General features: G+C 52.1%; 25 protein-coding genes and 2 pseudogenes. 17 read left to right on the forward strand and 10 right to left on the reverse strand.

Features of this window, described 5'->3' with window-relative positions; all coding sequences use genetic code 11:
• Positions 1–92 precede the first annotated feature (92 nt).
• Positions 93–305, forward strand: a pseudogene (locus tag LC417_RS13625) (hypothetical protein); the annotation flags it as partial.
• Entirely contained in the window at positions 271–1260 is a 990-nt protein-coding gene (locus LC417_RS13630; protein ID WP_223566023.1) for an aldo/keto reductase, read from the forward strand. The pseudogene LC417_RS13625 and the gene LC417_RS13630, both read left to right, overlap by 35 nt.
• Positions 1261–1294: 34 nt before the next feature.
• Here the strand turns inward: LC417_RS13630 and LC417_RS13635 are convergent.
• A pseudogene (locus LC417_RS13635) lies at positions 1295–1712 on the reverse strand (LysR substrate-binding domain-containing protein); the annotation flags it as partial.
• 213 nt (positions 1713–1925) lie between these two features.
• Between LC417_RS13635 and LC417_RS13640 the strand changes: the two are divergent.
• From LC417_RS13640 to LC417_RS13670, 7 genes are all read left to right on the forward strand, one after another.
• The gene (locus LC417_RS13640; RefSeq protein WP_223566024.1) at positions 1926–2540 is read left to right on the forward strand and encodes a TetR/AcrR family transcriptional regulator; all 615 of its coding nucleotides are present in this window, start codon (positions 1926–1928) and stop codon (positions 2538–2540) included.
• A gap of 50 nt (positions 2541–2590) precedes the next feature.
• Complete coding sequence (locus LC417_RS13645) at positions 2591–3490, forward strand: alpha/beta fold hydrolase (protein ID WP_223566025.1); 900 nt, start codon at positions 2591–2593, stop codon at positions 3488–3490.
• Positions 3491–3731: 241 nt separating this feature from the next.
• Positions 3732–4919, forward strand: coding sequence for a M20 family metallopeptidase (locus LC417_RS13650; RefSeq protein WP_010246783.1), 1188 nt, complete (start codon positions 3732–3734; stop codon positions 4917–4919).
• A gap of 21 nt (positions 4920–4940) precedes the next feature.
• Positions 4941–5789, forward strand: a complete 849-nt coding sequence (locus LC417_RS13655; RefSeq protein ID WP_022624593.1) for a transporter substrate-binding domain-containing protein — start codon at positions 4941–4943, stop codon at positions 5787–5789.
• Between the two features lie 6 nt (positions 5790–5795).
• On the forward strand, positions 5796–6521 hold the full coding sequence (locus tag LC417_RS13660) for an ABC transporter permease (protein WP_223566026.1): 726 nt from the start codon (positions 5796–5798) through the stop codon (positions 6519–6521).
• Between the two features lie 9 nt (positions 6522–6530).
• On the forward strand, positions 6531–7217 hold the full coding sequence (locus tag LC417_RS13665) for an ABC transporter permease (protein WP_010246777.1): 687 nt from the start codon (positions 6531–6533) through the stop codon (positions 7215–7217).
• The gene (locus LC417_RS13670) at positions 7214–7993 is read left to right on the forward strand and encodes an ABC transporter ATP-binding protein (protein ID WP_045139956.1); all 780 of its coding nucleotides are present in this window, start codon (positions 7214–7216) and stop codon (positions 7991–7993) included. Before LC417_RS13665 ends, LC417_RS13670 begins: the two co-directional genes overlap by 4 nt.
• A 122-nt stretch (positions 7994–8115) precedes the next feature.
• Here the strand turns inward: LC417_RS13670 and LC417_RS13675 are convergent, their stop codons facing one another.
• Positions 8116–8841 carry a glutathione S-transferase gene (locus LC417_RS13675; RefSeq protein WP_222939238.1) on the reverse strand — a complete coding sequence of 242 codons (726 nt, stop codon included), beginning with the start codon at positions 8839–8841 and terminating at the stop codon, positions 8116–8118.
• A gap of 136 nt (positions 8842–8977) precedes the next feature.
• On the opposite strand from LC417_RS13675, the gene LC417_RS13680 reads away from it, so the two are divergent.
• Entirely contained in the window at positions 8978–9547 is a 570-nt protein-coding gene (locus LC417_RS13680) for a TetR/AcrR family transcriptional regulator (RefSeq protein ID WP_050679225.1), read from the forward strand.
• Positions 9548–9636: 89 nt separating this feature from the next.
• On the opposite strand, the gene LC417_RS13685 is transcribed toward LC417_RS13680, so the two are convergent.
• Entirely contained in the window at positions 9637–10233 is a 597-nt protein-coding gene (locus tag LC417_RS13685; RefSeq protein WP_052271288.1) for a TetR/AcrR family transcriptional regulator, read from the reverse strand.
• 141 nt (positions 10234–10374) lie between these two features.
• Between LC417_RS13685 and LC417_RS13690 the strand changes: the two genes are divergently transcribed.
• Both LC417_RS13690 and LC417_RS13695 read left to right on the forward strand, forming a co-directional pair.
• Positions 10375–10800: a RidA family protein gene (locus LC417_RS13690; RefSeq protein WP_010246770.1), complete on the forward strand. Its 426-nt coding sequence runs from the start codon at positions 10375–10377 to the stop codon at positions 10798–10800.
• A 75-nt stretch (positions 10801–10875) separates the two neighbouring features.
• Complete coding sequence (locus LC417_RS13695; protein WP_022624598.1) at positions 10876–11076, forward strand: helix-turn-helix domain-containing protein; 201 nt, start codon at positions 10876–10878, stop codon at positions 11074–11076.
• 55 nt (positions 11077–11131) lie between these two features.
• On the opposite strand, the gene LC417_RS13700 is transcribed toward LC417_RS13695, so the two are convergent.
• Positions 11132–11641, reverse strand: a complete 510-nt coding sequence (locus LC417_RS13700) for an anti-virulence regulator CigR family protein (RefSeq protein WP_223566027.1) — start codon at positions 11639–11641, stop codon at positions 11132–11134.
• 463 nt (positions 11642–12104) lie between these two features.
• Between LC417_RS13700 and LC417_RS13705 the strand changes: the two genes are divergently transcribed.
• Positions 12105–12674 (forward strand): DUF4142 domain-containing protein, encoded by a 570-nt coding sequence (locus LC417_RS13705; protein ID WP_223566028.1) that lies wholly within the window; start codon positions 12105–12107, stop codon positions 12672–12674.
• A gap of 174 nt (positions 12675–12848) precedes the next feature.
• Here the strand turns inward: LC417_RS13705 and LC417_RS13710 are convergent, their stop codons facing one another.
• Positions 12849–13217, reverse strand: coding sequence for a helix-turn-helix domain-containing protein (locus LC417_RS13710; protein WP_033780002.1), 369 nt, complete (start codon positions 13215–13217; stop codon positions 12849–12851).
• Between the two features lie 100 nt (positions 13218–13317).
• Here LC417_RS13710 and LC417_RS13715 point away from each other — a divergent pair, with 100 nt between their 5' ends.
• Complete coding sequence (locus LC417_RS13715) at positions 13318–14064, forward strand: NADPH-dependent F420 reductase (protein ID WP_033768704.1); 747 nt, start codon at positions 13318–13320, stop codon at positions 14062–14064.
• A 142-nt stretch (positions 14065–14206) separates the two neighbouring features.
• Here the strand turns inward: LC417_RS13715 and LC417_RS22430 are convergent, their stop codons facing one another.
• The 4 genes from LC417_RS22430 to LC417_RS13730 form a co-directional block, all read right to left on the reverse strand.
• Entirely contained in the window at positions 14207–14332 is a 126-nt protein-coding gene (locus tag LC417_RS22430; RefSeq protein WP_255601888.1) for a hypothetical protein, read from the reverse strand.
• A 21-nt stretch (positions 14333–14353) separates the two neighbouring features.
• Positions 14354–14581 (reverse strand): hypothetical protein, encoded by a 228-nt coding sequence (locus tag LC417_RS13720; protein ID WP_223566029.1) that lies wholly within the window; start codon positions 14579–14581, stop codon positions 14354–14356.
• Between the two features lie 15 nt (positions 14582–14596).
• The gene (locus LC417_RS13725) at positions 14597–15910 is read right to left on the reverse strand and encodes an FAD-binding oxidoreductase (protein WP_223566030.1); all 1314 of its coding nucleotides are present in this window, start codon (positions 15908–15910) and stop codon (positions 14597–14599) included.
• A 331-nt stretch (positions 15911–16241) separates the two neighbouring features.
• Entirely contained in the window at positions 16242–16850 is a 609-nt protein-coding gene (locus LC417_RS13730; protein WP_122459919.1) for a dTMP kinase, read from the reverse strand.
• Between the two features lie 437 nt (positions 16851–17287).
• Between LC417_RS13730 and LC417_RS13735 the strand changes: the two genes are divergently transcribed.
• The gene (locus LC417_RS13735) at positions 17288–18076 is read left to right on the forward strand and encodes an enhanced serine sensitivity protein SseB C-terminal domain-containing protein (protein ID WP_223566031.1); all 789 of its coding nucleotides are present in this window, start codon (positions 17288–17290) and stop codon (positions 18074–18076) included.
• 560 nt (positions 18077–18636) lie between these two features.
• Entirely contained in the window at positions 18637–19854 is a 1218-nt protein-coding gene (locus LC417_RS13740) for a cupin domain-containing protein (protein ID WP_029519267.1), read from the forward strand.
• A gap of 343 nt (positions 19855–20197) precedes the next feature.
• On the opposite strand, the gene LC417_RS13745 is transcribed toward LC417_RS13740, so the two are convergent.
• Entirely contained in the window at positions 20198–20425 is a 228-nt protein-coding gene (locus LC417_RS13745) for a hypothetical protein (RefSeq protein WP_223566032.1), read from the reverse strand.
• Positions 20426–20460: 35 nt separating this feature from the next.
• On the opposite strand from LC417_RS13745, the gene LC417_RS13750 reads away from it, so the two are divergent.
• A partial coding sequence (locus tag LC417_RS13750) for a BapA prefix-like domain-containing protein (RefSeq protein ID WP_223566033.1) occupies positions 20461–21538 on the forward strand: 1078 nt, incomplete at its 3' end.

Genomic DNA, 21538 nt, shown 5'->3' on the forward strand with positions numbered 1-21538 from the left:
CTAATTACCCTACTTAATCCAGTTAATCACTTTACGTTATGCTTTTCACACACAACGACTGAAGGATAACGCCATGCCAACTGTAAAACTCAAAAATGGTAGAGAACATCAATATCCTCGTTTTTGAACGCAGTTCTGAGGATATGTTGCAAATTGCGGCGCTTGATTCCGCAACCAGCACATTCTTCTCTCATCCCTATCCGGCGATGGTGGAGTGGCTGACTGGCCGCAAACCTGACGTTAAAAACGCAACAGAAGAGGCTTTCAATAATGCAAAAACGCTATCTCGGAAAATCAGGGCTTGAAGTGTCAGCACTGGGTTTGGGCTGTATGGGCCTGAGTCATGGCTATGGTCCGGCGACCGACACCCGTCAGGCTGTTGAGCTGATTCGCGCCGCGGTTGAACGTGGGGTGACATTTTTCGACACAGCCGAAGTTTATGGCCCATATCTTAATGAAAACGTGGTGGGTGAAGCGTTACAACCCTTACGCGACCGGGTGGTTATCGCTACCAAATTTGGTTTTACCTTTGGTGAGGACAATAAACAGCAGATTTTAAACAGCCGCCCGGAACATATTCGCAAAGCGGTTGAAGGCTCGTTGCGTCGTCTGAAAACCGATGTGATTGATTTGCTGTATCAGCACCGCGTCGATCCGGAAGTCCCTATCGAAGATGTTGCGGGAACCGTGAAAGACCTGATTTCAGAAGGTAAGGTCAAACATTTCGGCCTTTCTGAAGCGGGTGCACAAACCATTCGTCGTGCACATGCCGTACAACCTGTTACTGCACTGCAAAGCGAATACTCAATGTGGTGGCGCGAGCCTGAGCAGGAGATCCTGCCATTGCTGGAGGAGTTGGGGATTGGTTTTGTGCCATTCAGTCCATTAGGCAAAGGATTTCTGACGGGCGCGATTAAGTCAGGAACGACATTTGGCAGGGACGATTTCCGTAGTAAGGTGCCGCGTTTTGCCGCTGAAGCAATTGAAGCTAACGAAAAGCTGGTCACATTACTGGGTGAACTGGCTGCCGGAAAAGGGGTTACGTCTGCACAAATAGCACTGGCATGGTTGCTGGCACAAAAACCGTGGATTGTTCCCATCCCCGGCACCACTAAACTGCACCGGCTGGATGAAAACCTGAGTGCTGCCGACATCACGCTTTCACAGGACGACGTGCGGCAGATAGAAGAGGCGCTTGAAACGATAGAAATCGTCGGCGAACGTTACTCCCCTGAGCATCAGGCTCGTGTGGGCCGTTAAGATTCAGGCGGGTCTGCATCGAATTGCAGACCCGCTATTCCAGGTACCGAAGCGCATCTATCATCAGCGCAAAAGCGGGCGGATGCTGTTTACGGCTCGGGTAACAGAGATAATAACCGGGAAATGCAGGGCACCAATCCTGCAGAATCTGAATTAGCTTTCCGGATTTTACATGCTCCCTGATCGTATCTTCAGGAACACAGGCAATACCAAAACCCGATAATACGGCATCGATTCTTTCTGACAGAAAATTAAACGTGACCTGTCCTTCAACTCTGACACGTAACGATTTTCCTTCCTTCACGAACTTCCAATGATAAAAGTTTTAATTTTGGCCATACGAGAGTTTGAGCTGCATGCTCCCCTGCGGATAAGCGGATATTGCCAGAGAGCGTTCCATTGAGTTGAACCTGAAATTCATGCTCCTGCTCAAGATCGGCAATACGTGGCTCAGATAGGCCTGATTACATAACGCGAGATTAAAACGGCGTGCCTGACGTGTCGAACATGTCTGGGCCTATGCCTTTCACGCGCCGTCGAAACGGTGTTTTATCTGAGAAGGTCATGGTGAGGGGCGGGTTCCATTTCCAGGCGAGCCCCAGGCATAAGAAAGCCTTTATCTGGCGGACAAATCAGTCTATCTTAAAGGAAATGATCATTCTCTAATGGTGTTTGCGATGAACGATAACCGTTATAAAGAGCGGGGACGACCGCGGGCGTTTGATACCGATGCGGCACTGGACAGCGCAATGCTGGTATTCCGGCAAAAGGGCTATCACGCCACCTCGATCGGCGATTTGGGCCAGGCTATGCAGCTCACTACCGGCAGCATCTATAAAGCTTTTACCGACAAGCGCACGCTGTTTGCAAACGTCTTCGCTCGCTATCTCTCAATGCGCAACAGCAGTTTAGCCGCGCGGCTGGCGCAATGTGAAAATGGCCGTGAGCAACTGGCGGCGCTACTCAATTTTTATGTGGATTCAGTGCGCGATGTAGAAGGTGAGCGCGGCTGTCTGGTGGCTGTCAGCGCCGTGGAGCTGCAAACTCTGGATGAGGAACTTGCCGGAGCCGTCAGCGCGGCGCTGATACGCAACCAGCAGAATCTGCAGCAGATAATCAGCCTGGGTCAGCAGGATGGTTCGGTCAATCCTGCACTGGACAGAGACGCCACCGCTTCGCTAATGCTTTGCATTGTTCTGGGGATGCGGGTCGCCGGTAAAGTTGCTGCGACCCGGCCCGATGCCAGCATCATCCCCCTGGCGCTAAAGATACTCGACTAAATTTTTTACACATTAAGGAATCGATCGTTTCCTTATTATCCGGAGGTTTTATGCGCGTATATCCACTCTACCAGCACCACTTTATTAACATTGACTCGCAGCGGCTGCACTACCTCAGCGCAGGCAGTGAACACGCTGAGGCTGTGGTTTTGCTCGCGGGTTTCCCGCAAAGCAGTTATGCCTGGCGGGAGGTTATTCCCTTGCTTGCCAGCCGCTTTCATGTGATCGCACCCGACCTGCCAGGGCAGGGTGATTCTGACTTTCCAGCCAGTGGTTACGACACTGACAGCGTGGCAGAGCGCATACTGGCGCTGCTGAACCAGCTGGGTATCGAACGCTTTCATCTGGCCGGGCATGATATCGGGGCGTGGGTCGCCTGGTCACTGGCGGCAGGCCATCCCGAAAAGGTTAGCCGTCTCGCGCTGCTGGATGGCGGCATTCCCGGTATCACGCTGCCTGACTTACTGCCAATGGTGGGTGATAGCGTCTGGAAAACCTGGCATTTTGGATTTCACTGTGTGGATGATTTACCGGAAGCGCTGATCACTGGCAGAGAGGCGATCTACCTCGACTGGTTTTTTAACCGTAAGTCAGCCAATCCACATCGCATAGATGCGGCGGCCCGTCATGAATATTTGCGCGTTTTTCAGCAGCCCGGGGCCTTGCGGGCCGGACTGGCTTTTTACCGCGCTTTTGCACGGTCGGCAGAGCAGAATCGACAGCGCGCGTTAAAAGGCAAACTGGCTTTACCGCTGCTGGCTGTCAGTGCCGACCAGGGATCGATACCCGATATGGCCACCCCGCTGCGCACCGTAGCGCATCAGGTAAGCAGTGAAACTGTTCTCAACTGCGGCCATTTTATTCCCGACGAACAACCCGAGAAATTAGCGGAAATACTGGCAGACTTCTTTATTCCCTCTCCGGATAAAAGCGCAATATCACCTGAGTGACAGTAGGGAAAGTAATGTCGTGTGGCGGATTATTAATATTATTGCTGATCCGCTGTTATCTCATACAGGTTTCCAATAAATAACACTATCTTATTGATTTTTAAGTATGTAGAGCAGGCTGTTGCGCGTTGCTTTCTGTCGCGTGCTGTGAATAAATAAACGGTCATCAACGTCCGTCATCAGGATGAGATTAAAATAGCGGTCGGCAGCAGAGTGCCGATCGCATATTGCCGGGGCTGCTATGAATCAGGAAAAAGCACGACTGGCCGGGGAAATAAAAGCCAGAGTTAATGAACTTGAATCGCAGTTAGTGGCGATTCGACGTGATATCCATGCGCATCCGGAATTAGGCTTTGATACGCTGCGCACCGCCAGTCTGGTCACAGAGTATCTGCAGGCGCTGGGACTCAATCCCCGCACCGGCGTTGGTCGCAGCGGTGTTGTGGTGGATATCGACGGTGCAGAGCCGGGTAAGACGCTGCTGTTGCGCGCCGACATGGACGCGCTGCCAATACATGAGCAGACCGGTCTGCCGTTTGCCAGCCGCTATCCCGGAAAAATGCACGCCTGTGGGCATGATATTCACACCGCAACGATGCTGGGTGTCGCAACGATCCTGCCGCACTATCGTCAGCAGCTCAAAGGGCGGGTCCGGCTGATATTCCAGCCCGCGGAAGAGACGCCAGAAAGTGGCGCTGAGGCGATGATTGCGGACGGTGCGGCAGATGGCATCGACTGGGCCGTGACCCTGCATAACAAGCCTGAACTGGCTGCGGGGGAAGTCGCCCTGACGCGCGGGGCCAGTACCGCCTCCAGCGATGAATTCGACGTTACGGTGCATGGCGTATCGACCCACGCGGCACGTCCGCACATGGGCACCGATCCGATCATCGCGACCGTGCATCTCATCAGCCAGCTACAGACCCTCATCTCGCGTGAACGCGATCCCGCTCACTCCGCCGTATTAACCATCGGGCACATTCAGGGTGGTACCACCCACAATATCATTCCCGATAGCTGCCTGTTTCAGGGCACCATCCGTACTAAGTCGCCGGAAGTACGCGCTGCTATGGAAACCTCGTTTAAACGGATGTGCGAAGGGGTGGCGCTGGCGCAAAACGTGCGGGTGGAGGTTAACTTCCAGCGTGGCGTGCCGCCTCTGATGAATGACGATCGCCTGATCGATTCACTGGAACAGATTCTGTCGCATCAGTTTGATAAGCCCATCATCGCGCAGCCCAGCGCCAGCTTTGGTGCCGAAGATTTTTCACTGTTCACGGAACGGGTACCGGGCTGCCAGATTCATATTGGATCGGCCACGCCGGGCCGTGACGATCACCTGCATAACTCCGACTATCAGCCGGACGAACGCAGCATTACCGCCGGGACGCAGGCGCTGACCCGCCTTGCAATTGATTTACTCTCTTAATAATAAATAAATGAGGTTTATATGATGATGCGTAACCGCCTGTTCACGGCTTCTCTGACCGTGGCACTGCTCGCCACTTCCGCGTTCAGCCAGGCGAAAGATTTCGGCACCCTGAAGTTTGCGACTGAAGCGGCTTATCCTCCTTTCAACCAGACCACACCGAGTGGCAAAATCGTCGGCTATGAGCCGGATATGGTGGCGGAGCTGGCTAAACGTGCTGGCTTTAAATATGAAATCATCGCCCAGAAATGGTCGGGCATGATCCCAGGTCTTATCGACGGTAAATATGATGCGGTGATCGATGCGGTGACCGTAACGCCAAAACGTGCTGAAGCGATCGATTTTACCCATCAGTACACCGTCAGCGTCTCCAGCTTTGTGACTGCGAAAAAAAGCCCGCTGGCCACGCTGCCAGGCAGCGGCACGATTGTGACGGCGGATGATGACGCCGGCATGAAAAAAGCGATCGACGATCTGAAAACCACCTTCAAAGGGAAAACCATCGCGGTGCAGGTCGCCACCATTCAGGCGGATTTCCTGCAGAAATACCTGGGCGACGTTGCCACTATCCGCACCTATCAGGCGGGTCCTGAAACCTTCGCCGACCTGATGAATGGCCGGGTGGATGCCGTCATGGCGTCTCGTACCAACCTCAACGCCTTTGTGAAAAAACATGCTGAGGCGATCAGCAGCAGCGGCTATGGCTTCTCCGGTGGCGTGCTGGGCGCAGGCTCGGCGATTGGTCTGCGTAAAGGCAACAGTGAGCTGCAGCAGGTGCTGAATCAGGCGCTGGACTCCATGATCAAAGATGGGACGCTGAGCAAACTGTCGATCAAATGGTTTGGCGAAGATGTCGCGCCGAAAGCGTAACCGCTGATGCTGATGAATATTGACTGGCAGATACTGGGCTTCGGGGATGAGGGCTGGGGTGGCGTGCTGCTTAACGCCGCCGCCGTCACCGTCAGCGTGTCACTCTGCGCCTGGCTACTGGGTGCGTTGCTGGGCAGCGTGCTCTGCTGGATGCAGATTGCCGGTTCACGCTGGCAGCAGCGACTGGCGGCAGGCTACATCACTCTGTTTCGCGGCGTGCCGGAACTGCTGGTGATCTACCTCTTCTACTTCGGTGGACGACAGGTGGTCTCCACCGTGGGCACCGTGCTGGGCTTCCAGGGACCGTTTGATGTGAACGGTTTTGTGGCGGGCGCGATTGCCATCGGGCTGATCTCCGGAGCCTATCAGAGCGGGGTATTCCGTGGCGCCTTCTACGCCATTCCCGGCGGAACGCTGGAGGCGGCGACCGTGACCGGCATGGGACGGCTGATGATGTTTCGCCGCATTATCGTGCCGCAGGCGTTACGCACTGCGCTGCCCGGCATGGGCAACCAGTGGCAATCGGTGATCAAAGAGTCGGCGCTGGTCTCGGTAACCGGACTGGTGGAAACGATGAACCAGGTCTCCACCGCAGCCAACTCCACCCAGATGTCCTTTTTCTTCTACAGTGTGGGTGCGGTGATCTACCTGATTATCACCACCTGTTCCGATATGGTTTTCCGCTACGTGGAAAAGTTTGCGATGCGCGGTCAACAGCGCGTGAAGGGGTAAGGAGTCCACGTGGATATCATGTTTTTACAGCAGACGCTGCTGGCGCTGCTGAAAGGATTGCCGCTGACCATCAACCTGGCGCTGCTCTCACTCTTTGGCGGCGGCGTGCTGGCGCTGCTGCTTAACCTGCTGCGCATGACGCGTGTCGGCAGCGTTTTCTGTCGCTTCTACGTCTGGCTGTTTCGCGGTACGCCACTGCTGATCCAGATCTTTATGGTCTATTACGGCCTGGGCAGTTTACCGGCGGTACGGGAAAGCTTGTTCTGGCCGCTGCTGCGCGATCCCTACTGGTGCGGCTTACTGGCGCTGATTCTCAATGATGCCGCCTATACCTCGGAGATCCTGCGCGGCGGGCTGCGTGCCGTCAGTCAGCAGTCGCTGGAAGCCGCTAAAGTCTCAGGCATGTCGTCGTATAAAATCTTTACCCGCATCACCTTACCGATTGCGATTCGACAGGCATTGCCGGCCTACAGCAATGAGATCATCTCGATGATCAAAGCAACGTCGCTGGTCAGCACTATCAGCCTGATGGAGATGACCGGCATTGCCGACTCGATAGTCTCTTCCACTTTCCGGGCGCTAGAGGTGTTCCTGAGCGCGGCGGTGATCTACCTGATACTCACCATGCTGGTCAGCAAAGGCGTATCGATGCTGGAACGACGCTTATCACCTTACTATTTTGGAGCACGCTCATGACCGCCCCTACCATTATGCTGAGCCATCTCAGAAAGAGTTATGCGGGACACGAAGTGCTGCACGACATCAGCCTGACCGCGCAGGATGGCGATGTGATATCGCTGATTGGTGCCAGTGGGTCGGGAAAAAGTACGCTGTTACGCTGCATTCCGTTTCTTGAAGTGCCGCAGGCAGGCGAAATTGCGGTAGGCGAGGTGAACGTCACCCTGGATAACGCCGACGAAAAACTGAGCCGCGAGCAGCGCCGTCGCATCAAGCTGATGCGAATGCAGCTCGGCTTTGTATTTCAGAGCTTCAACCTGTGGCCGCATAAAACGGTGATGCAGAACATCATTGAAGCGCCGGTTCATGTGCAGAAGCGCAGCCATAAAGAGGCGATTGAAGAAGCAGAAGCGCTGCTCCATAGAGTGGGACTCTATGCAAAACGCGACGCCTGGCCGTCGCAGCTTTCCGGCGGACAGCAGCAGCGCGTGGCGATTGCACGGGCGCTGGCGCAGCAGCCAAAAGCGATACTGTTCGATGAGCCAACTTCAGCGCTGGATCCGGAGCTGGTGGGCGAAGTATTGCGGGTGATCCGCAGTCTGGCGGAAGAGGGACGTACCATGATTATCGTCACCCATGAAATGGGCTTTGCGCGCGACGTGTCGAACAAAGCGGTGTTTCTGCACCAGGGCATGATTGAGGAGTCCGGTTCGCCGGAGCAGGTGTTTCTCGATCCGATCTCGCCACGCTGCCGCGCCTTTGTAAATAGCCACTTTGAGCGCAATGCAGGCTGAAGCGGCGTTCTGATAAGGCTGACGCACTGAGATTTCGTGTTTTGAGATCAGAAAACCCCGGAAGATTTCCCGGGGTTTTTTACAGCAGCCAGAACACGTTATCCAGAACGATCAGCGCGATCTTACGCCCGGTCCTGAGACGAAGCAGCAGCAGCAGGGCGGCCCGCTTCAACCATTGCCTGCCATTGCTGATAGCTGGGGCGGCTCTGGATTTTTGCATACCACGCTTTCAGGGCGCGACACTCGTCAGGAACAGCAAGATTCACCAAAGCCGCGAAAATCATTCCGCCGGTTACGGCGATATCCGCCATCGAAAATGTATTGCCCGCGACATAAGGTTGTGAGCGTAAAACGCCGTCAAAGTAGTGCATCCCTCTGATGGCCTTTTCACGCATCTTCGCACCCCATTCCGGATTCTGATAGAGCTCCACCTCCGGCCCCAGTCCTGCTGTGGCATGATGGAAATAGACGCTGACCGCATCAAGAAATTCGATCTCAGCCCGTTTGGTCATCATATGGATAACGCCTTTTTCTGCCGGCGTGACGCCAGTCAGAACCGGATTCTCATCCAGCACATCGAGATATTGCGTAATGGCGGTGCATTCAGCGATCAGCGTTCCGTCATTCAGCGCTAAAACCGGCAGGGTTCCTGAATAATTGATCGCTAAAAATTCAGGTTTTTTATGCTCACCTTTCCACAGGTTGACCGGAATAAATGCGACCTCAGAAAGTAATCCCTTTTCCGCCAGGGCAATCCTGACCCGTGCAGGATAAGGGCCATCATACCAGTCATAAATCTTCATCGCGGGGAGTGACGGAACTGCAGATGCATTGTGGATATCAGTCATGATTAAGTTACCTACCTGTCAATTGGTAGGTTGATTGTGGTGCTGAACTTTCCTTATGTCAATCCCTGTCTACCAGTTGGCAGGTAAATATTTTCCCCTTATAATGCGTCTCCACCTCCTGAAGGAAAACTGAGTTATGAGCCTGAACGCGCGGGAAGCCATTCTGGCCGCAGCAAAAAGTGCTGCCCAGAATCATGGCTATAACGGGATTAATTTTCGCAGTATCGCTGACGAGGTAGGCATCAAGAATGCCAGTATCTATTATCACTTCGCCAGTAAGGCCAATCTGGGGGCCGCGGTTGCCAGCCGATACTGGCAGGATACGGCTGAGGATTTAAAGACTATACGCGAGCAAAGTGCCTCACCGGATGAAGCGTTGCAGCGCTATCCGCAGATTTTCCGCAAGTCGCTTGAAGATGCCAACCGGCTCTGTCTCTCCAGCTTTATGGCGGCGGAATATGAAGATCTGCCCGAGGAAGTGAAGCGTGAGGTTCAGTGTTTTGTCGATGCGAACGTCAAGTGGCTGACAGAGGTCCTTTGCGAAAAGTCGCCCGATAACGCGGAGAAAAATGCGCAGCGTGCGCTGGCAATTTACACCGCAGTTGCTGGCGCGCAGTTAATAGCCCGCACGCGCCAGGATATAACCATTTATGATAACCTGATTGCGACCTATCAGGAGAGCGGCCTGATTCCGCTGTCACACTGAATTAAAACGACACCGCGCCTGAAAGAGATGCAGGCGTCAGCACTCAGAGCTTCAGGGCTATCAGTGAAAGCAGCAGTGAATATTCAGGGTTAAATTGCACTATGGCGCAAGCCGCCTGCCAGTTGTGTGAACACGTCGATCATCTTTGGCAGCGCCTTTTCCGGTTCGCTGCTGGAAGCGACCCACAGTGCGGCATTCAGCGCCGCGCTGTTCAGCAGATGAGCGGCGGCATCGACGTTGACCGGCTTCATTATCCCGCTGTCGATAAGACGGGTAATCGTTTCACGCGTGGCTTCCAGGCAGCTGTTCTGGCTGGGCCATTGCGAGGGATCTCCCAGAAAAGCCGGGCCATCGCGCAGCACAATGCGTTGCACTTCGGCATCCATTGCCATGCGGATGTAGGCGATGCCTTCAGCCACCAGCTTCTCCCACGCATCGCTCACCCCAGACGCTGCCGCTTTAGCCTGCTGCGCCATTTCGCCATCAACCTGTGCGACGACCGCTGCAAGCAGCCCCTTTTTGTCACCAAAATTGTGGTAGAGCGCCCCGCGTGTCAGACCTACGCTGGCCGTCAGTTCATCCATTGACGCGGCGGCAAAGCCTTTTTCGGCAAAGGCTTTGCGTGCTGCTGCAATCAGTTTTGCCCGGTTCTCTTCCATTGTTTCAGCGCGACGTTTAGCGGCCATACACTCTCCTTTCACATACGCGAGGTATATTAATTGACATACGCGACGTATGTGTGATTAATGTGACATACGCCGCGTATATTAAATCAAACTCGTGTGCGCTGCATCCTGCAATCCGCTAAAGGCTATTGAGGAAATTCTATGATCACCCGCGAACCCATTTTTCCTGCCAATCGTCACGCTCTCTATGAGCAACATGGTTATTCAGCGGCTATCCGCTCAGGTGATCTGCTGTTTGTCTCTGGTCAGGTGGGCAGCCGTGCCGACGGCACGCCGGAGCCCGATTTTGCTGCTCAGGTAGAACGGGCATTTGAAAATCTGGCAGCCACGCTCGCTGCGGCAGGGTGTACCTTTGACGATCTGATCGATGTCACCACGTTTCACACCGATCCGGAGCAACAGTTCGAAACCATCATGCAGATAAAGCAGCGCGTTTTTCCGCAGCCTCCTTATCCTAACTGGACAGCGGTGGGAGTGACGTGGCTGGCGGGATTTGATTTTGAAATAAAGGTGATTGCGCGCATTCCCGATCAACGGGACCAACGGAGCCTGTCACAGAGTGCATAAAGCATGAGTGGCAATCTGCCTGTCAGGCACTTTACTCCGGAGACGGGTGCTGCGATGACATGCCGGACGTTAAATATGCTGGCATTACAGACAGGGATGTCCCGCGCTGCATTTGCAAAACACTTTGGTCAGACGGTTGGAATTACGCCCATAGAATATCTGACGCAATGGAGGATGCTACTCGCCAGCGATCGTCTGCAAAATTCAGGCGAGACGATTTCAGGCATGTCTGCCGCGCTGGGATATGAGTCGGAGCGCCTTCAGAAAAGCATTTAAGCGTGTTACTGGCGCTCCACCAGGAAAGTAAATTCGTTCGAAAAAGTTTTGAAGGTTAATCGAAAACCCCATTAATTACGGCGGTCACGACAGCGGTGCTCAGGGCTATCAGCACAAGATTATCTCCGACGGCTCGCCATTCGTAACCAGGGTAATAGGGCAGTTCATTTAGCATTGATGCTGGCAAACTTTTTTTGGCGATACCCGGAGGCAAAGGTTTACCACGCGCAACTTTTTTAGCTATTCCTGGCGGCAAAGACTGATAGCCGACAAGGCCATAATTGACGGCAAGTTTACGTGCAAGAGAGTAGTTGATATCTGACTCGACGTGATCGGGTCGTCCTGCGTTCTTACGATTTCCATGTTTTTCTTTCGGACCCGCATTACCATGCCCCTTGTTTCCGTGCACTCCGCTTTTGCCGTTATTAACCGGGTTTCCGCTATTACCATTACCCTGACCGCCACCACCGTTGCCGTTGCCCGGATTTGCGAAAACGGGCGCAGCAAGCACGGTACAAGATATCACCACCGCAAATGCGGCTTTTAAAGCGCGAGATTTGAGCATGTGATCTTTCCTTAATATTATTCAGTAATCTGAACCAGAAAATATAAAGCGATGTAAGGAGGTAACATGAGCTCAACCTCTTCACATTATTATGTCACCTGTTAGTTATTACCCAGCATTAAACGGCCGACAACCACATAGCAACCTTAAGAATTATCTCAAACTAATCAAAGAAAAGCTGTACGATGTTTTGATATTTCGTATAAATTTAATGCTGAAGCCCTTGCTAACAATAGATAAATTTTCGGCTTTAAGCGAGGCGGAATACATTTTCGTTATTTTTATGCTGCTGCAATGCATTGTTTATACTTGCGATTACCTGACATTACTACAACGCTTAATAACTCTGCTACGTAAGGTACCTTAAGCGAGACAGAAACCATGTCGACTCATGAGACGGAGCAGGTAATTTTGAGCAGAACTTTTCTGATATCGGTCTTCCCATAATATTCAGGATTACAAAATGAAAAATAATAAAAGCTATAAAGGATGCCTGGCTATATCAGCCGTCGTCGCTCTGTGCAGCACTGCCACCGTACAGGCTGAGACGCAGACAAGCGCCCCGCAGGGCGGGAATACACCGCAGACCGTAAAGAATGACAAGCTCAGCCCTGGTGATGAAAAAGCACTGAAGGATATGGCGCAGGCCAATATCAATGAAATTGCCGCCGCCAAAATTGCGCTGAACAAAACACAAAGCGCAGAAGTTAAAACCTTTGCACAGAAGATGGTCGAAGATCATGGCAGTGCTCTGACAAAAGTTCAGGCGGTTGCTAAGCAAAAAGAGGTGACATTACCGACTGCGCCAGACGCTAAACATAAGGCCATGGCAGACAAGCTGGAAAAGCAGAGCGGCGCTGCCTTTGACAAAATGTATATGGAAAATGCCGGAATAATGGATCATAAGATGGTGCTGTCGACGCTGAAGAGTGACGCGACGAAGATAAAGGATCCGGATGTGAAGGCGCTGGCCGACGCGCATACCCCTGTTGTAGAACAGCATCTGAAATCCGCCCAGCACATGGCGATGTAACCGGGCTGGCCGGTTCCGAATTATCCGCAAGCGCTGTTACGGGTTCATCGGGACCAGCCAGAAACGACATAATCCACCATCGGCTGGAGTTTCTTTCTCGTTACGCCAGTCTTGGCCTGAACAGCCATGCCCTGCGCTCAGCCACATCGGTATAACTAGGTTTAAATGCGAGCTTCAGGCGCCATCAAGCCCCAGCGTTTCACGACGTAGTAAGGCCCAGTCAATCAGAGCAGTCATTGATGGCCCAAGCGCTTTACCCAGATCGGTAAGTGAGTACTCAACACGCGGAGGGACTTCAGGATAAACCGTGCGAGTCACGATGCCATCCTGTTCCAGTTGCTTAAGCTGCTGGATCAGCATTTTTTGATTTACGCCCTCAATCCGGCGCTCCAGCTCTGAAAAGCGCAGCGGGCCTTTAGCGGCGAAAAGCTGACAGATAATAATTGTCTTCCATTTACCTTCAATAATCTTCAGCGCTTCGGTGGTAGCCTTAGCCCACACCAGTCGCTGCTCCGGAATATCACAACGCCAGTCTCTTTCCATACTTACCTTCAGGTTAGTAACCCACTATTTTGTCGGTTCTTGTTGTTTATTCAGTGAATATATAGGGTATCTCACTTCAACACAGAATCAGGAGCGAAATATGAAAATCGGCGTAATTGGCACAGGTAATATCGGTGGTACCCTGGCACGGAAGCTCAGTGAAGCGGGGCACAAGGTAAAAATCGCTAATTCACGCGGAGTTGATGGCGTGCGTGGTTTTGCGGGTGAAATTAATGCAGAACCCACAGACATCAGGGGAGCGGTTACAGACGTCGAAGCCGTGATTCTCTCCATTCCGCTGCCGGCACTTAGCAGCCTGCCTGATGGGCTTTTCGATCACCTGCCACCCCATGTCCCGGTGATCGACACCAGCAACTACTATCCTGGCCTGCGTGACGCACCGATTACTGCACTGGATAATGGGCAGACCGAAAGCGAATGGGTTCAGGAGCAAATCGGACACCCTGTGGTTAAAGCTTTTAATAATATCCTTGCCGACTCGCTCGCCGATCTGGGCCAGCCGCAGGGAAGTCGGGGTCGTCTGGCAGTTGCCGTAGCGGGAGATCATCCTGATGCTGTGCAGACGGCCATGTCACTGGTTAACGACACCGGTTTTGATCCTGTGTTCTCTGGGACTATCGCTGAATCATGGCGTCAGCAGCCCTGCACACCTTGTTACTGCTGTGACTGGGAAGCGCCCGTGATGCTGCGAGCTCTGGCGTTGGCCAGAAAGGGAGAAGGTCAGGCTCGGTTGCCACAGCTTTATGCCAGTTTCGCGACGCTGGGTGATGCACCCTCTCATCAGGATATTATCGAAAACAACCGGGCCATAAACTGGCCGGTTTAAATCGCCAGGCAAGGATAATCTGTCTGCATTGAAGTTCTGGATAAAGATTGTTCTGAGAATATTTTTGCATAGTGGCTCTGGCTCAGGCATCTGGTCCACGGTATTGCTCTGCAGGCTTGTCCTTAAGCCTGAGAGATCCAGATTACTCTCCGGGAAGTGTGCTAATAAAGTCACGATAGGTATGCAGTGGGCGGCCAGGCAGGGTGACCAGACGTTCCCGGTCGCCCTCTTGTGGAATCATCCCATCACTGACGTAACGTTCAGCCATCAGCCGCATTTCATACGCCATTCAGCGCGGCATAAACTCCGCCATATTGGCTTCGAATGCATCCGGATTATCTCCTCCATAAATTACCGGACGGCCCAGAAGCTGTTGCCAGGCTGCTGCTGCCTCTTCTCCGTTGAGCGTATCCGGCCCCACGAGATTGAGCGTTTCGACCGGTAATTCTTCGCTGGCCTGGTCGCGCCTTATCAGTTCAATTGCCGCCACTTCAGCAATATCCAGTGTGTCGACCATTACAGTTACGGATTATCAGACCTCTTTACGGCCCAGATAACGCTCTTTCATCAGTGACAGTTTTATGCCGATATCCAGCGCCGGCGATGGCGGCATGAAACTCGCCTTGCCCAGCGACAGCATATCCGCGATATGCGGGTTGTCCTGTTTCATCATGTAATCTGCCAGCAGACTGCCCGCTACGGTCTGTTTTGAAACACCTGCGCCGTTACAGCCACCCGCCGTACAGATAAATTTGTTCAGCATGCCCCATTCAGGCGCGCTGTTTCGCGTAACGCTGATGGTGCCGGACCAGGTGTGGGTTATCTTTACGCTGCTGAGGGTCGGATAGACTTTATGAAATAAGCGCTGATGCAGCTGGGTTGCCTGCCAGGTCTGCGCGACATTCACCTGACCGTTGAGTGCGGGTATCACGTGCTGGCGAATCAGGAAACGGCGGTCTGAGGTAAAACGGAAGGTTGCACCGGCAATCGCATTAACCGGCGTAAGCCCCCAGCTCTGCATGGGGGGCAGGGTGGCCAGTTGTTCATCCGTCAGCGGATCGGTAATGCTGGCGAAGGTCGCCATTGCGGCCTGCCGCGAAAGCCCTGGTCGCAGTTCGGGTGATAATGCGTTGGTGGCCAGCATCACCTTTGGCGTTTTGATGATGCCAAACGGTGTCAGCACTTCAGCCATGCTGCCGTAGCGAATCCCCAGCACTGGCGTGTTATCGAAGCGTTGAACATTTTCAGGTAAAGAGTGGTTTAGCCCGGCGATCAACTGCGCTGGATTAACCAGCACACAGCCAGGTGTATATATCCCTTTGCTGTAAAAGCGCGTGCCGAGTTTTAAGTAAAGCTCTTCGCTGTCTGACATCTGCCACGGCTCATCCATTAAATCGAGCTGGCTGGCGTACTCTTTTAAAATACGATCACTGCCACGCTCAGCCTGGCAGTGATATTTACCGACCTGTTCCCAGTCACACTGAAGATGATGCTGAGAAATAACCTGCTCAAGCTGACGAATGCCTTCCTGAAGCAGGTTACGGTAAGCGTTGGCCTTTTTTAATTCAGCGGTCGAACTGCCAATATTATGAGGCAGACCGATAACAAACCCGGAATTACGTGCCGATGCGCTTTCCCGAATGCTGTGCGCGTCGACAATGACAATTTTGAGGCCAGGATTAATTTCAGCCAGGCGGCGCGCAAAGGCAACACCTGCAAATCCCGCGCCGACGATAACCCGGTCGGCAGTGATATCCTCTCGCAGCATGGGCTGCGGTGTAAAACAATGCTCACCCGCAGGCCAGCCCAGTTGATTGTGATTAAATGGTATCGATGCGTAGCGCAATTCCCTGTGCCCTTATCTGAAAAATAAAGCAATTTTATAAGTTAAAGCGGGATATCTGTGCCAGCGGTAATCTGACTATTGTTGATTTCAGACAAGTAAAATTCGGGTGGATGATTTTTGAGTTAACAACCAAAGGTTGCGCGAATTTTCGAAGAAGAGATTATAACGCGACTATTATGGGTTTTATTGGCTAGCGCCAAAGACCGAAACCAGTGATCTGCAAAGCGATATTCATGAGGTCCTAACAGGGGAGCGTGAAACGGAACAGGTCGCGATGTTAACTGGCAATTTCGAGTGAGAATCCGCCCGTGAAACCGATGACTGTAAGGCATCAAAGCGTTTTATAGATTTCAGCAATCACCTGCATCGTTGCCTCTTCTACGGTTCCTTCATTGCGACATAAAAACCAGCCGTGGTTAGTCATCTCCTGCTCGAACGCTCTGGTGCAAGCGACATGCTCTTCCAGCCTGTGAATCACTGTACTCCCCAGCCCACGCGATCGTGCCGCGGCTCGTTCCCATGAAATCTCAGGTGCCGTAACCACCCCGACATGCAGATCTGGCGCTCGCACATTGAGTTCAATATTTCGCTGCAAAATCTCTGCAAAGGGCACCATCCGCCGAAACGCGGCATCAGACGGATACCAGCGATCCATCAGGATAATGCAGTTCCCGGGCTGTTTAGTGAGTACATTCTGTGAAATCCAGGCACGGCTAACGGCAAAGCGTTCACAAATATCCTGTTCAAGATCAACGGAGGGATTTCTGGCGAGCCTGTTAACCAGCGCCATTGTTTCCGCCCTGAAGGGATCGCTTTTTTGCTCGCTAAGTCGGATCACCTTCCTGTTATCTGCTCTTAGCACTTGCGTAATGGACTCCAGCAGAGTGGTTTTACCGGTTCCCTTGGGCCCATCCAGAGAAACAAAAAGCTGACGACTCATGCCTGGAATGAGAAGTGAGGAAAGATTTTTGTGAATCGTGCATCCGGTAAAAACATCTTATTTTCCTGGTTTAATAGCTGAAGTTACATCGTTCTCTGTAGCAGTATGGCATGTCAGCGTGAGCATGATTTTAAACAAACACTGATAAACACGCTGGTAACGGTTCTTACTCACGAGTTTATAGAACAGGATGTTAGTCAGATAAGCTTAATAGTTGAGGCCTGTGCGGTGTAGTTTAAGGGAAGCGTCTGGAAAACGGAAAAGATCGTGCCTGTTCTGCCATTTACCCATTCAAACGCATGTCCTTAATCGCAATAACGAGCCCTCAAAGGCAATCCTCCGGTACGTGCAGGAATCTGGCGAGTAGAAATTATCTATATTATGCTCATAAGCCCTTGTTAAATTGATCCTAATCCAATCCTGCCTAAGGTGGTTAAATGTCTGACGAAAGGGAAATCAAACTGGAGACTGCTTTAAAACTGGCGGCCGATCATCCAGCAGAACGACCTGAGTTTTACCGGGTACTGTCAGATTCATCTCTTTACGTCCTGGGTAGTTCCGGAGGGGCATCGGGTGATGGTGAGGTCGAACTAAAGGCGGGTGAGAATATCTCGATTCAGCACTGGGAAAAACCGGATGGAACGCCTGTCATTCCGGTATTCAGCTCGCTTGCCACCCTGCAGCGCGCCATCAGCCAGGAAAGTAAATACATGAAGTTGCCTGCCAGAGCCTTTTTTGAAATGACGCGGGGAGAGGGTGTGTTTCTTAATCCCAGGTCGGATTACGGAAAGGAGTTTGTGCCGGAAGAAATAGAAGCCATGCTGGCGGAAGGAACGGGTCGCCTGCCGCAGACAAGGGTGGTTGAGGAAGAAACACAGGTATTAGTGGGAGTACCTGCCGTTGTTCCGGACAGGCTTCTGAAAGAGTTATCAGCCTGGTTTGCAAAATGTCCCGGGGTCAGCCGTGCATTCCTGGTTTTAATGCACGACCCGTCAGTCGATGATAAACCGCATTATCTGGTGGGGGTGGAAATGAGCGGTGATGTGCAAGAGGTGATGCGTGGTGCGGGTCTTGTCGCAGCGGATACCTCTCCGGATGGGGAGGCGGTGGATCTGATGCGCCTTGGCCAGAACGACAAAGGTCTGGACTCACATATCAGGTCGCAGTTTACGCCATTCTATGTTCGGAGCATGAAGCAAAAACTAAAGGGCATGTTTGGACGCTGAGCGCTGAACGGCTTCTGAATGTTGTCTTGTAACCAGCGTAGTAAATCGGGGGTGACTTTGATCTCCGGTTTCAACAGTGCCGGTGATAGTGACTGAAATACGTGATCCAGGGCGGATTTATCTATGTCCGCTATGAGTGAGAAGGGGACTTTATGCTTCGGGCTTAATCAGGCGTAACAGAGCGGCCCTGCACATGCGCCTCGTCTATCTAAGTACGTGCGTGAAAGCTCACGCATCAAAGGCTCAGGCCTCGTTAAACCCCTCAATTCGTAAAAATTCTTATCAGCAGTTACCGATCACCGGGTAAATGAAAATCAAAAAGACCCACATTAATTGACGATTAGTGCGCTTAAGCACAGGATAATCCCTTTATAACTATACGGTGATTAAACAACATTAATCTTTCTTAATACATTCAAGTATCTTTACTATTTGCGTGAAAATTGCACTCTTTCCACAGTGTTACAAAGTTGTTTTTCCCTCCGCATTCAGCCCGTTTATAACTTTATGGCGGTAACAAAAATAATACCGTTTATAAAAGATTCTTAAGAGGGATGAATATGAAAACACTGACAAGAAGACATTTTATGGCTTTTGCTGCAGGAGGAACGGTCGCGCTTGCGGCGGGTCAGGCCATGGCACATGACAACGGCGTAAAGACGTTTCCGGCAGGGAGCGGAGGACGAGATCCCGGACCACATGATCCTATTCGTGAGGCTGAAAGTCCGGACATCGTAAATCCGCCCGTTACCGACAGCGGAACGCTGCCAAACCTTCACTTTTCTTTCAGTGATGCGCACGTACGCAAGGGAAGCGGTGGCTGGACGCGTCAGGTGACGCAGCGGGAGCTGGGCATATCTACGACGATTGCGGGTGTGGACATGCGCCTCAATGCCGGAGGTATTCGCGAACTGCACTGGCATAAAGAGGGGGAGTGGGCTTACATGACTTATGGCAACGCGCGGATTACCGCTTTTGACGCCAGCGGAGGATGGTTTGTTGATGATATCGCTGCAGGTGACCTATGGTATTTTCCGCCCGGTATTCCCCATTCGATTCAGGGTCTCGGTCCCGACGGCTGTGAATTTTTACTGGCTTTTGACGACGGAAATTTTGATGAGGATAGCACTTTTCTGCTGTCAGACTGGTTCAGGCATATTCCCCCGGAAATTCTCGCCAAAAACTTCAGGGTTCCGGTATCTTCATTTTCTCACCTGCCTTCACCTGATGATGAGTACATTTTTGCCGGCAACGTTCCGGGCAGCCTGGAATCAGACAGTATAAAAGGCGGGGTGAAGTCGAAAATCCGCTTTACCCACAAGATGCTGGCTCAGGATCCGGTACGCGCGCCGGGAGGAACCGTCAGGATTACGGATTCATCCAATTTTCCGGTTTCAAAAACGATTGCTGCCGCACTGGTAGAAATTGAGCCAGGCGGACTGCGCGAGCTGCACTGGCATCCTAACAATGATGAATGGCAGTATTACCTTGAAGGAGAGGGACGGATGGGGGTCTTTGCATCATCCGGTCAGGCAAGGACTTTTGACTACCGCGCCGGCGATGTGGGATATGTTCCTTTTGCTATGGGGCACTACATCGAAAACACCGGTAAGGGACCACTGCGTTTTCTTGAGCTTTTTAAAAGTGATTACTATGCCGATATTTCGCTTAACCAGTGGCTCGCCAGTACACCACCTGAACTTGTCCGGCAACACCTGCATCTGGATGAAGAGTTTATGAACATGCTTTCACTTAAAAAGAACCCGGTGGTGAAGTAACTGGCTCAGTCGTTACCTGATTAATAAGGATTGACGCTGACTTATTCCTGTTTAAATTAAAGTGTCCGCTTTTAGCATAAAGCGGACACTTATATCGGTAATGCAATATCCCACCTGCCACTTAAAATGGTGCAATAGCATCAGCATTGCTCTTACAGGGATGGGGAAGTCGTTACTAAACTGAGACAGCAGGGCAGTTAAATCATCAGGAAGCATCTGCTATTAACAGGGGACATTTCCAGATTTTACCTGGTAGCCAGACATGAAAACGAAGTTTAGCTTATGTCTATCCAGCATCAACTATTCACTTTTCCTGACAATACGTCGTTGAAGTCAGTAAAGGTTAATTGAGCTGATGCCCGGACTCTTGCAAAGAATGGTACTTTTTATTTTGCCAGCAGAAATAATCTGTTTTCAAAAACGAATATTTAATCTGGCTCTGGTTATGCCCTTTATTTTTGCTACGAATTGCGTTTAATGCGTTGAGTGCCGGCTCTGCCTCAGCACCTTTATTGGCGCTGGCCGTTGCGTGCCTGAAATAAGTAAAGCGTCGCTTTATTTCCAACGGCATTGCCTACTTAATAACTGGTATATAAGGAGATTTCCATGGCATTTTCAGGAACGGGCCGCGCCACGGTCATATCGCTGAAAAGCGGTCACCCATTGTCTCAGTCCACTGAAGGGAAATCACAATCTATTCTGAGCGAACCCGCTCTTATCACGCTGCAAAGCTCACCTTCTCAGATTTCTTCTTTTCAGAAACAGGGTGACGATCTCATTCTTAACCTGCACGAGAGCGATACGCTTCGCTATCAGAATTTCTTTACTGAGGTTGCAGGCCAGCAGAGTAAAATGCTTTTCCAGCAGGGAAGTTTATTTCAGGAGGCACAGTTCAGCACAGACGTTTCCGGCGATGCTCAGACTGTCACCACGCTGACACCTGTCTGGCAATCTCCAGCTTCTGCAACAACTCCAATGCCATTCCCTGCCAGTCCAGAGTCAGATCCCGCGTTATCAATCGTAGAGTCTACCCAAAGCCAGATTCTGATCCCGTCAGGCACGCCGTTAAACGGAGCAGCTGTCGCCCTGAGGGCGACGACCAGCGAAGCTGATTCAACCTTAACGCTTACGCCCCAGGTTGAGTCAGCAACAGCTTCAGATGCCCCCGCCACCTCCGACGCTATGAAGGCCAGCGCCATTCCATTACCGGCGCTGACTCTTGATCCGGTTACCGGCGACAATGCGGTCAGTTACCAGGAGGGGATATACGGCATTATCTTCACCGGCTCCGCCGCCCATCTCCCCTCCGGCACGCCGGTTGAACTGACCCTTGACGGCAGAACCTGGCAGGGCAGCGTCTACCAGGATCAGTGGCAGGTTCAGCTCTCTGACAGCGACGTGAAAACTATCAAGGACGGCAACCACACCATTCTGGTCAGTGCAACGGATCTGAATGGAAACAGTACCAGCCTCAGCCAGAATCTGCTGCTGATTACCCACTACAACAGCAGCAACCCAAAAGTCACCGTTAACGACATCACACTGGCGGATGCGGTCCAGCATGACGGTCAGACCTGGTACGTTATCAGCGGCACGCTTGAAGCGCCGCTGCCGCTTAAGACTTTTGCGGTGCAGGTTTCTGATACCTTCCACTGGAATTATGCCGTGGTAGAGGCAGATGGCA

The organism is Pantoea sp. OVA07A (assembly GCF_019969975.1).
GTDB classification, from domain to species: Bacteria; Pseudomonadota; Gammaproteobacteria; order Enterobacterales; family Enterobacteriaceae; genus Pantoea; species Pantoea agglomerans.

Coding starts and splice junctions, on each gene's coding strand:
- LC417_RS13675 (WP_222939238.1), bottom strand. CDS start 8,841: ATGACTGATATCCACAATGCATCTGCAGTTCCGTCACTCCCCGCGATG.
- LC417_RS13670 (WP_045139956.1), top strand. CDS start 7,214: ATGACCGCCCCTACCATTATGCTGAGCCATCTCAGAAAGAGTTATGCG.
- LC417_RS13715 (WP_033768704.1), top strand. CDS start 13,318: ATGAAAATCGGCGTAATTGGCACAGGTAATATCGGTGGTACCCTGGCA.
- LC417_RS13700 (WP_223566027.1), bottom strand. CDS start 11,641: ATGCTCAAATCTCGCGCTTTAAAAGCCGCATTTGCGGTGGTGATATCT.
- LC417_RS13740 (WP_029519267.1), top strand. CDS start 18,637: ATGAAAACACTGACAAGAAGACATTTTATGGCTTTTGCTGCAGGAGGA.
- LC417_RS13640 (WP_223566024.1), top strand. CDS start 1,926: ATGGTGTTTGCGATGAACGATAACCGTTATAAAGAGCGGGGACGACCG.
- LC417_RS13695 (WP_022624598.1), top strand. CDS start 10,876: ATGCTGGCATTACAGACAGGGATGTCCCGCGCTGCATTTGCAAAACAC.
- LC417_RS13655 (WP_022624593.1), top strand. CDS start 4,941: ATGATGATGCGTAACCGCCTGTTCACGGCTTCTCTGACCGTGGCACTG.
- LC417_RS13745 (WP_223566032.1), bottom strand. CDS start 20,425: ATGCCGTTGGAAATAAAGCGACGCTTTACTTATTTCAGGCACGCAACG.
- LC417_RS13720 (WP_223566029.1), bottom strand. CDS start 14,581: ATGGTCGACACACTGGATATTGCTGAAGTGGCGGCAATTGAACTGATA.
- LC417_RS13630 (WP_223566023.1), top strand. CDS start 271: ATGCAAAAACGCTATCTCGGAAAATCAGGGCTTGAAGTGTCAGCACTG.
- LC417_RS13705 (WP_223566028.1), top strand. CDS start 12,105: ATGAAAAATAATAAAAGCTATAAAGGATGCCTGGCTATATCAGCCGTC.
- LC417_RS13730 (WP_122459919.1), bottom strand. CDS start 16,850: ATGAGTCGTCAGCTTTTTGTTTCTCTGGATGGGCCCAAGGGAACCGGT.
- LC417_RS13660 (WP_223566026.1), top strand. CDS start 5,796: ATGCTGATGAATATTGACTGGCAGATACTGGGCTTCGGGGATGAGGGC.
- LC417_RS13685 (WP_052271288.1), bottom strand. CDS start 10,233: ATGGCCGCTAAACGTCGCGCTGAAACAATGGAAGAGAACCGGGCAAAA.
- LC417_RS13680 (WP_050679225.1), top strand. CDS start 8,978: ATGAGCCTGAACGCGCGGGAAGCCATTCTGGCCGCAGCAAAAAGTGCT.
- LC417_RS22430 (WP_255601888.1), bottom strand. CDS start 14,332: ATGGCTGAACGTTACGTCAGTGATGGGATGATTCCACAAGAGGGCGAC.
- LC417_RS13710 (WP_033780002.1), bottom strand. CDS start 13,217: ATGGAAAGAGACTGGCGTTGTGATATTCCGGAGCAGCGACTGGTGTGG.
- LC417_RS13690 (WP_010246770.1), top strand. CDS start 10,375: ATGATCACCCGCGAACCCATTTTTCCTGCCAATCGTCACGCTCTCTAT.
- LC417_RS13735 (WP_223566031.1), top strand. CDS start 17,288: ATGTCTGACGAAAGGGAAATCAAACTGGAGACTGCTTTAAAACTGGCG.
- LC417_RS13645 (WP_223566025.1), top strand. CDS start 2,591: ATGCGCGTATATCCACTCTACCAGCACCACTTTATTAACATTGACTCG.
- LC417_RS13650 (WP_010246783.1), top strand. CDS start 3,732: ATGAATCAGGAAAAAGCACGACTGGCCGGGGAAATAAAAGCCAGAGTT.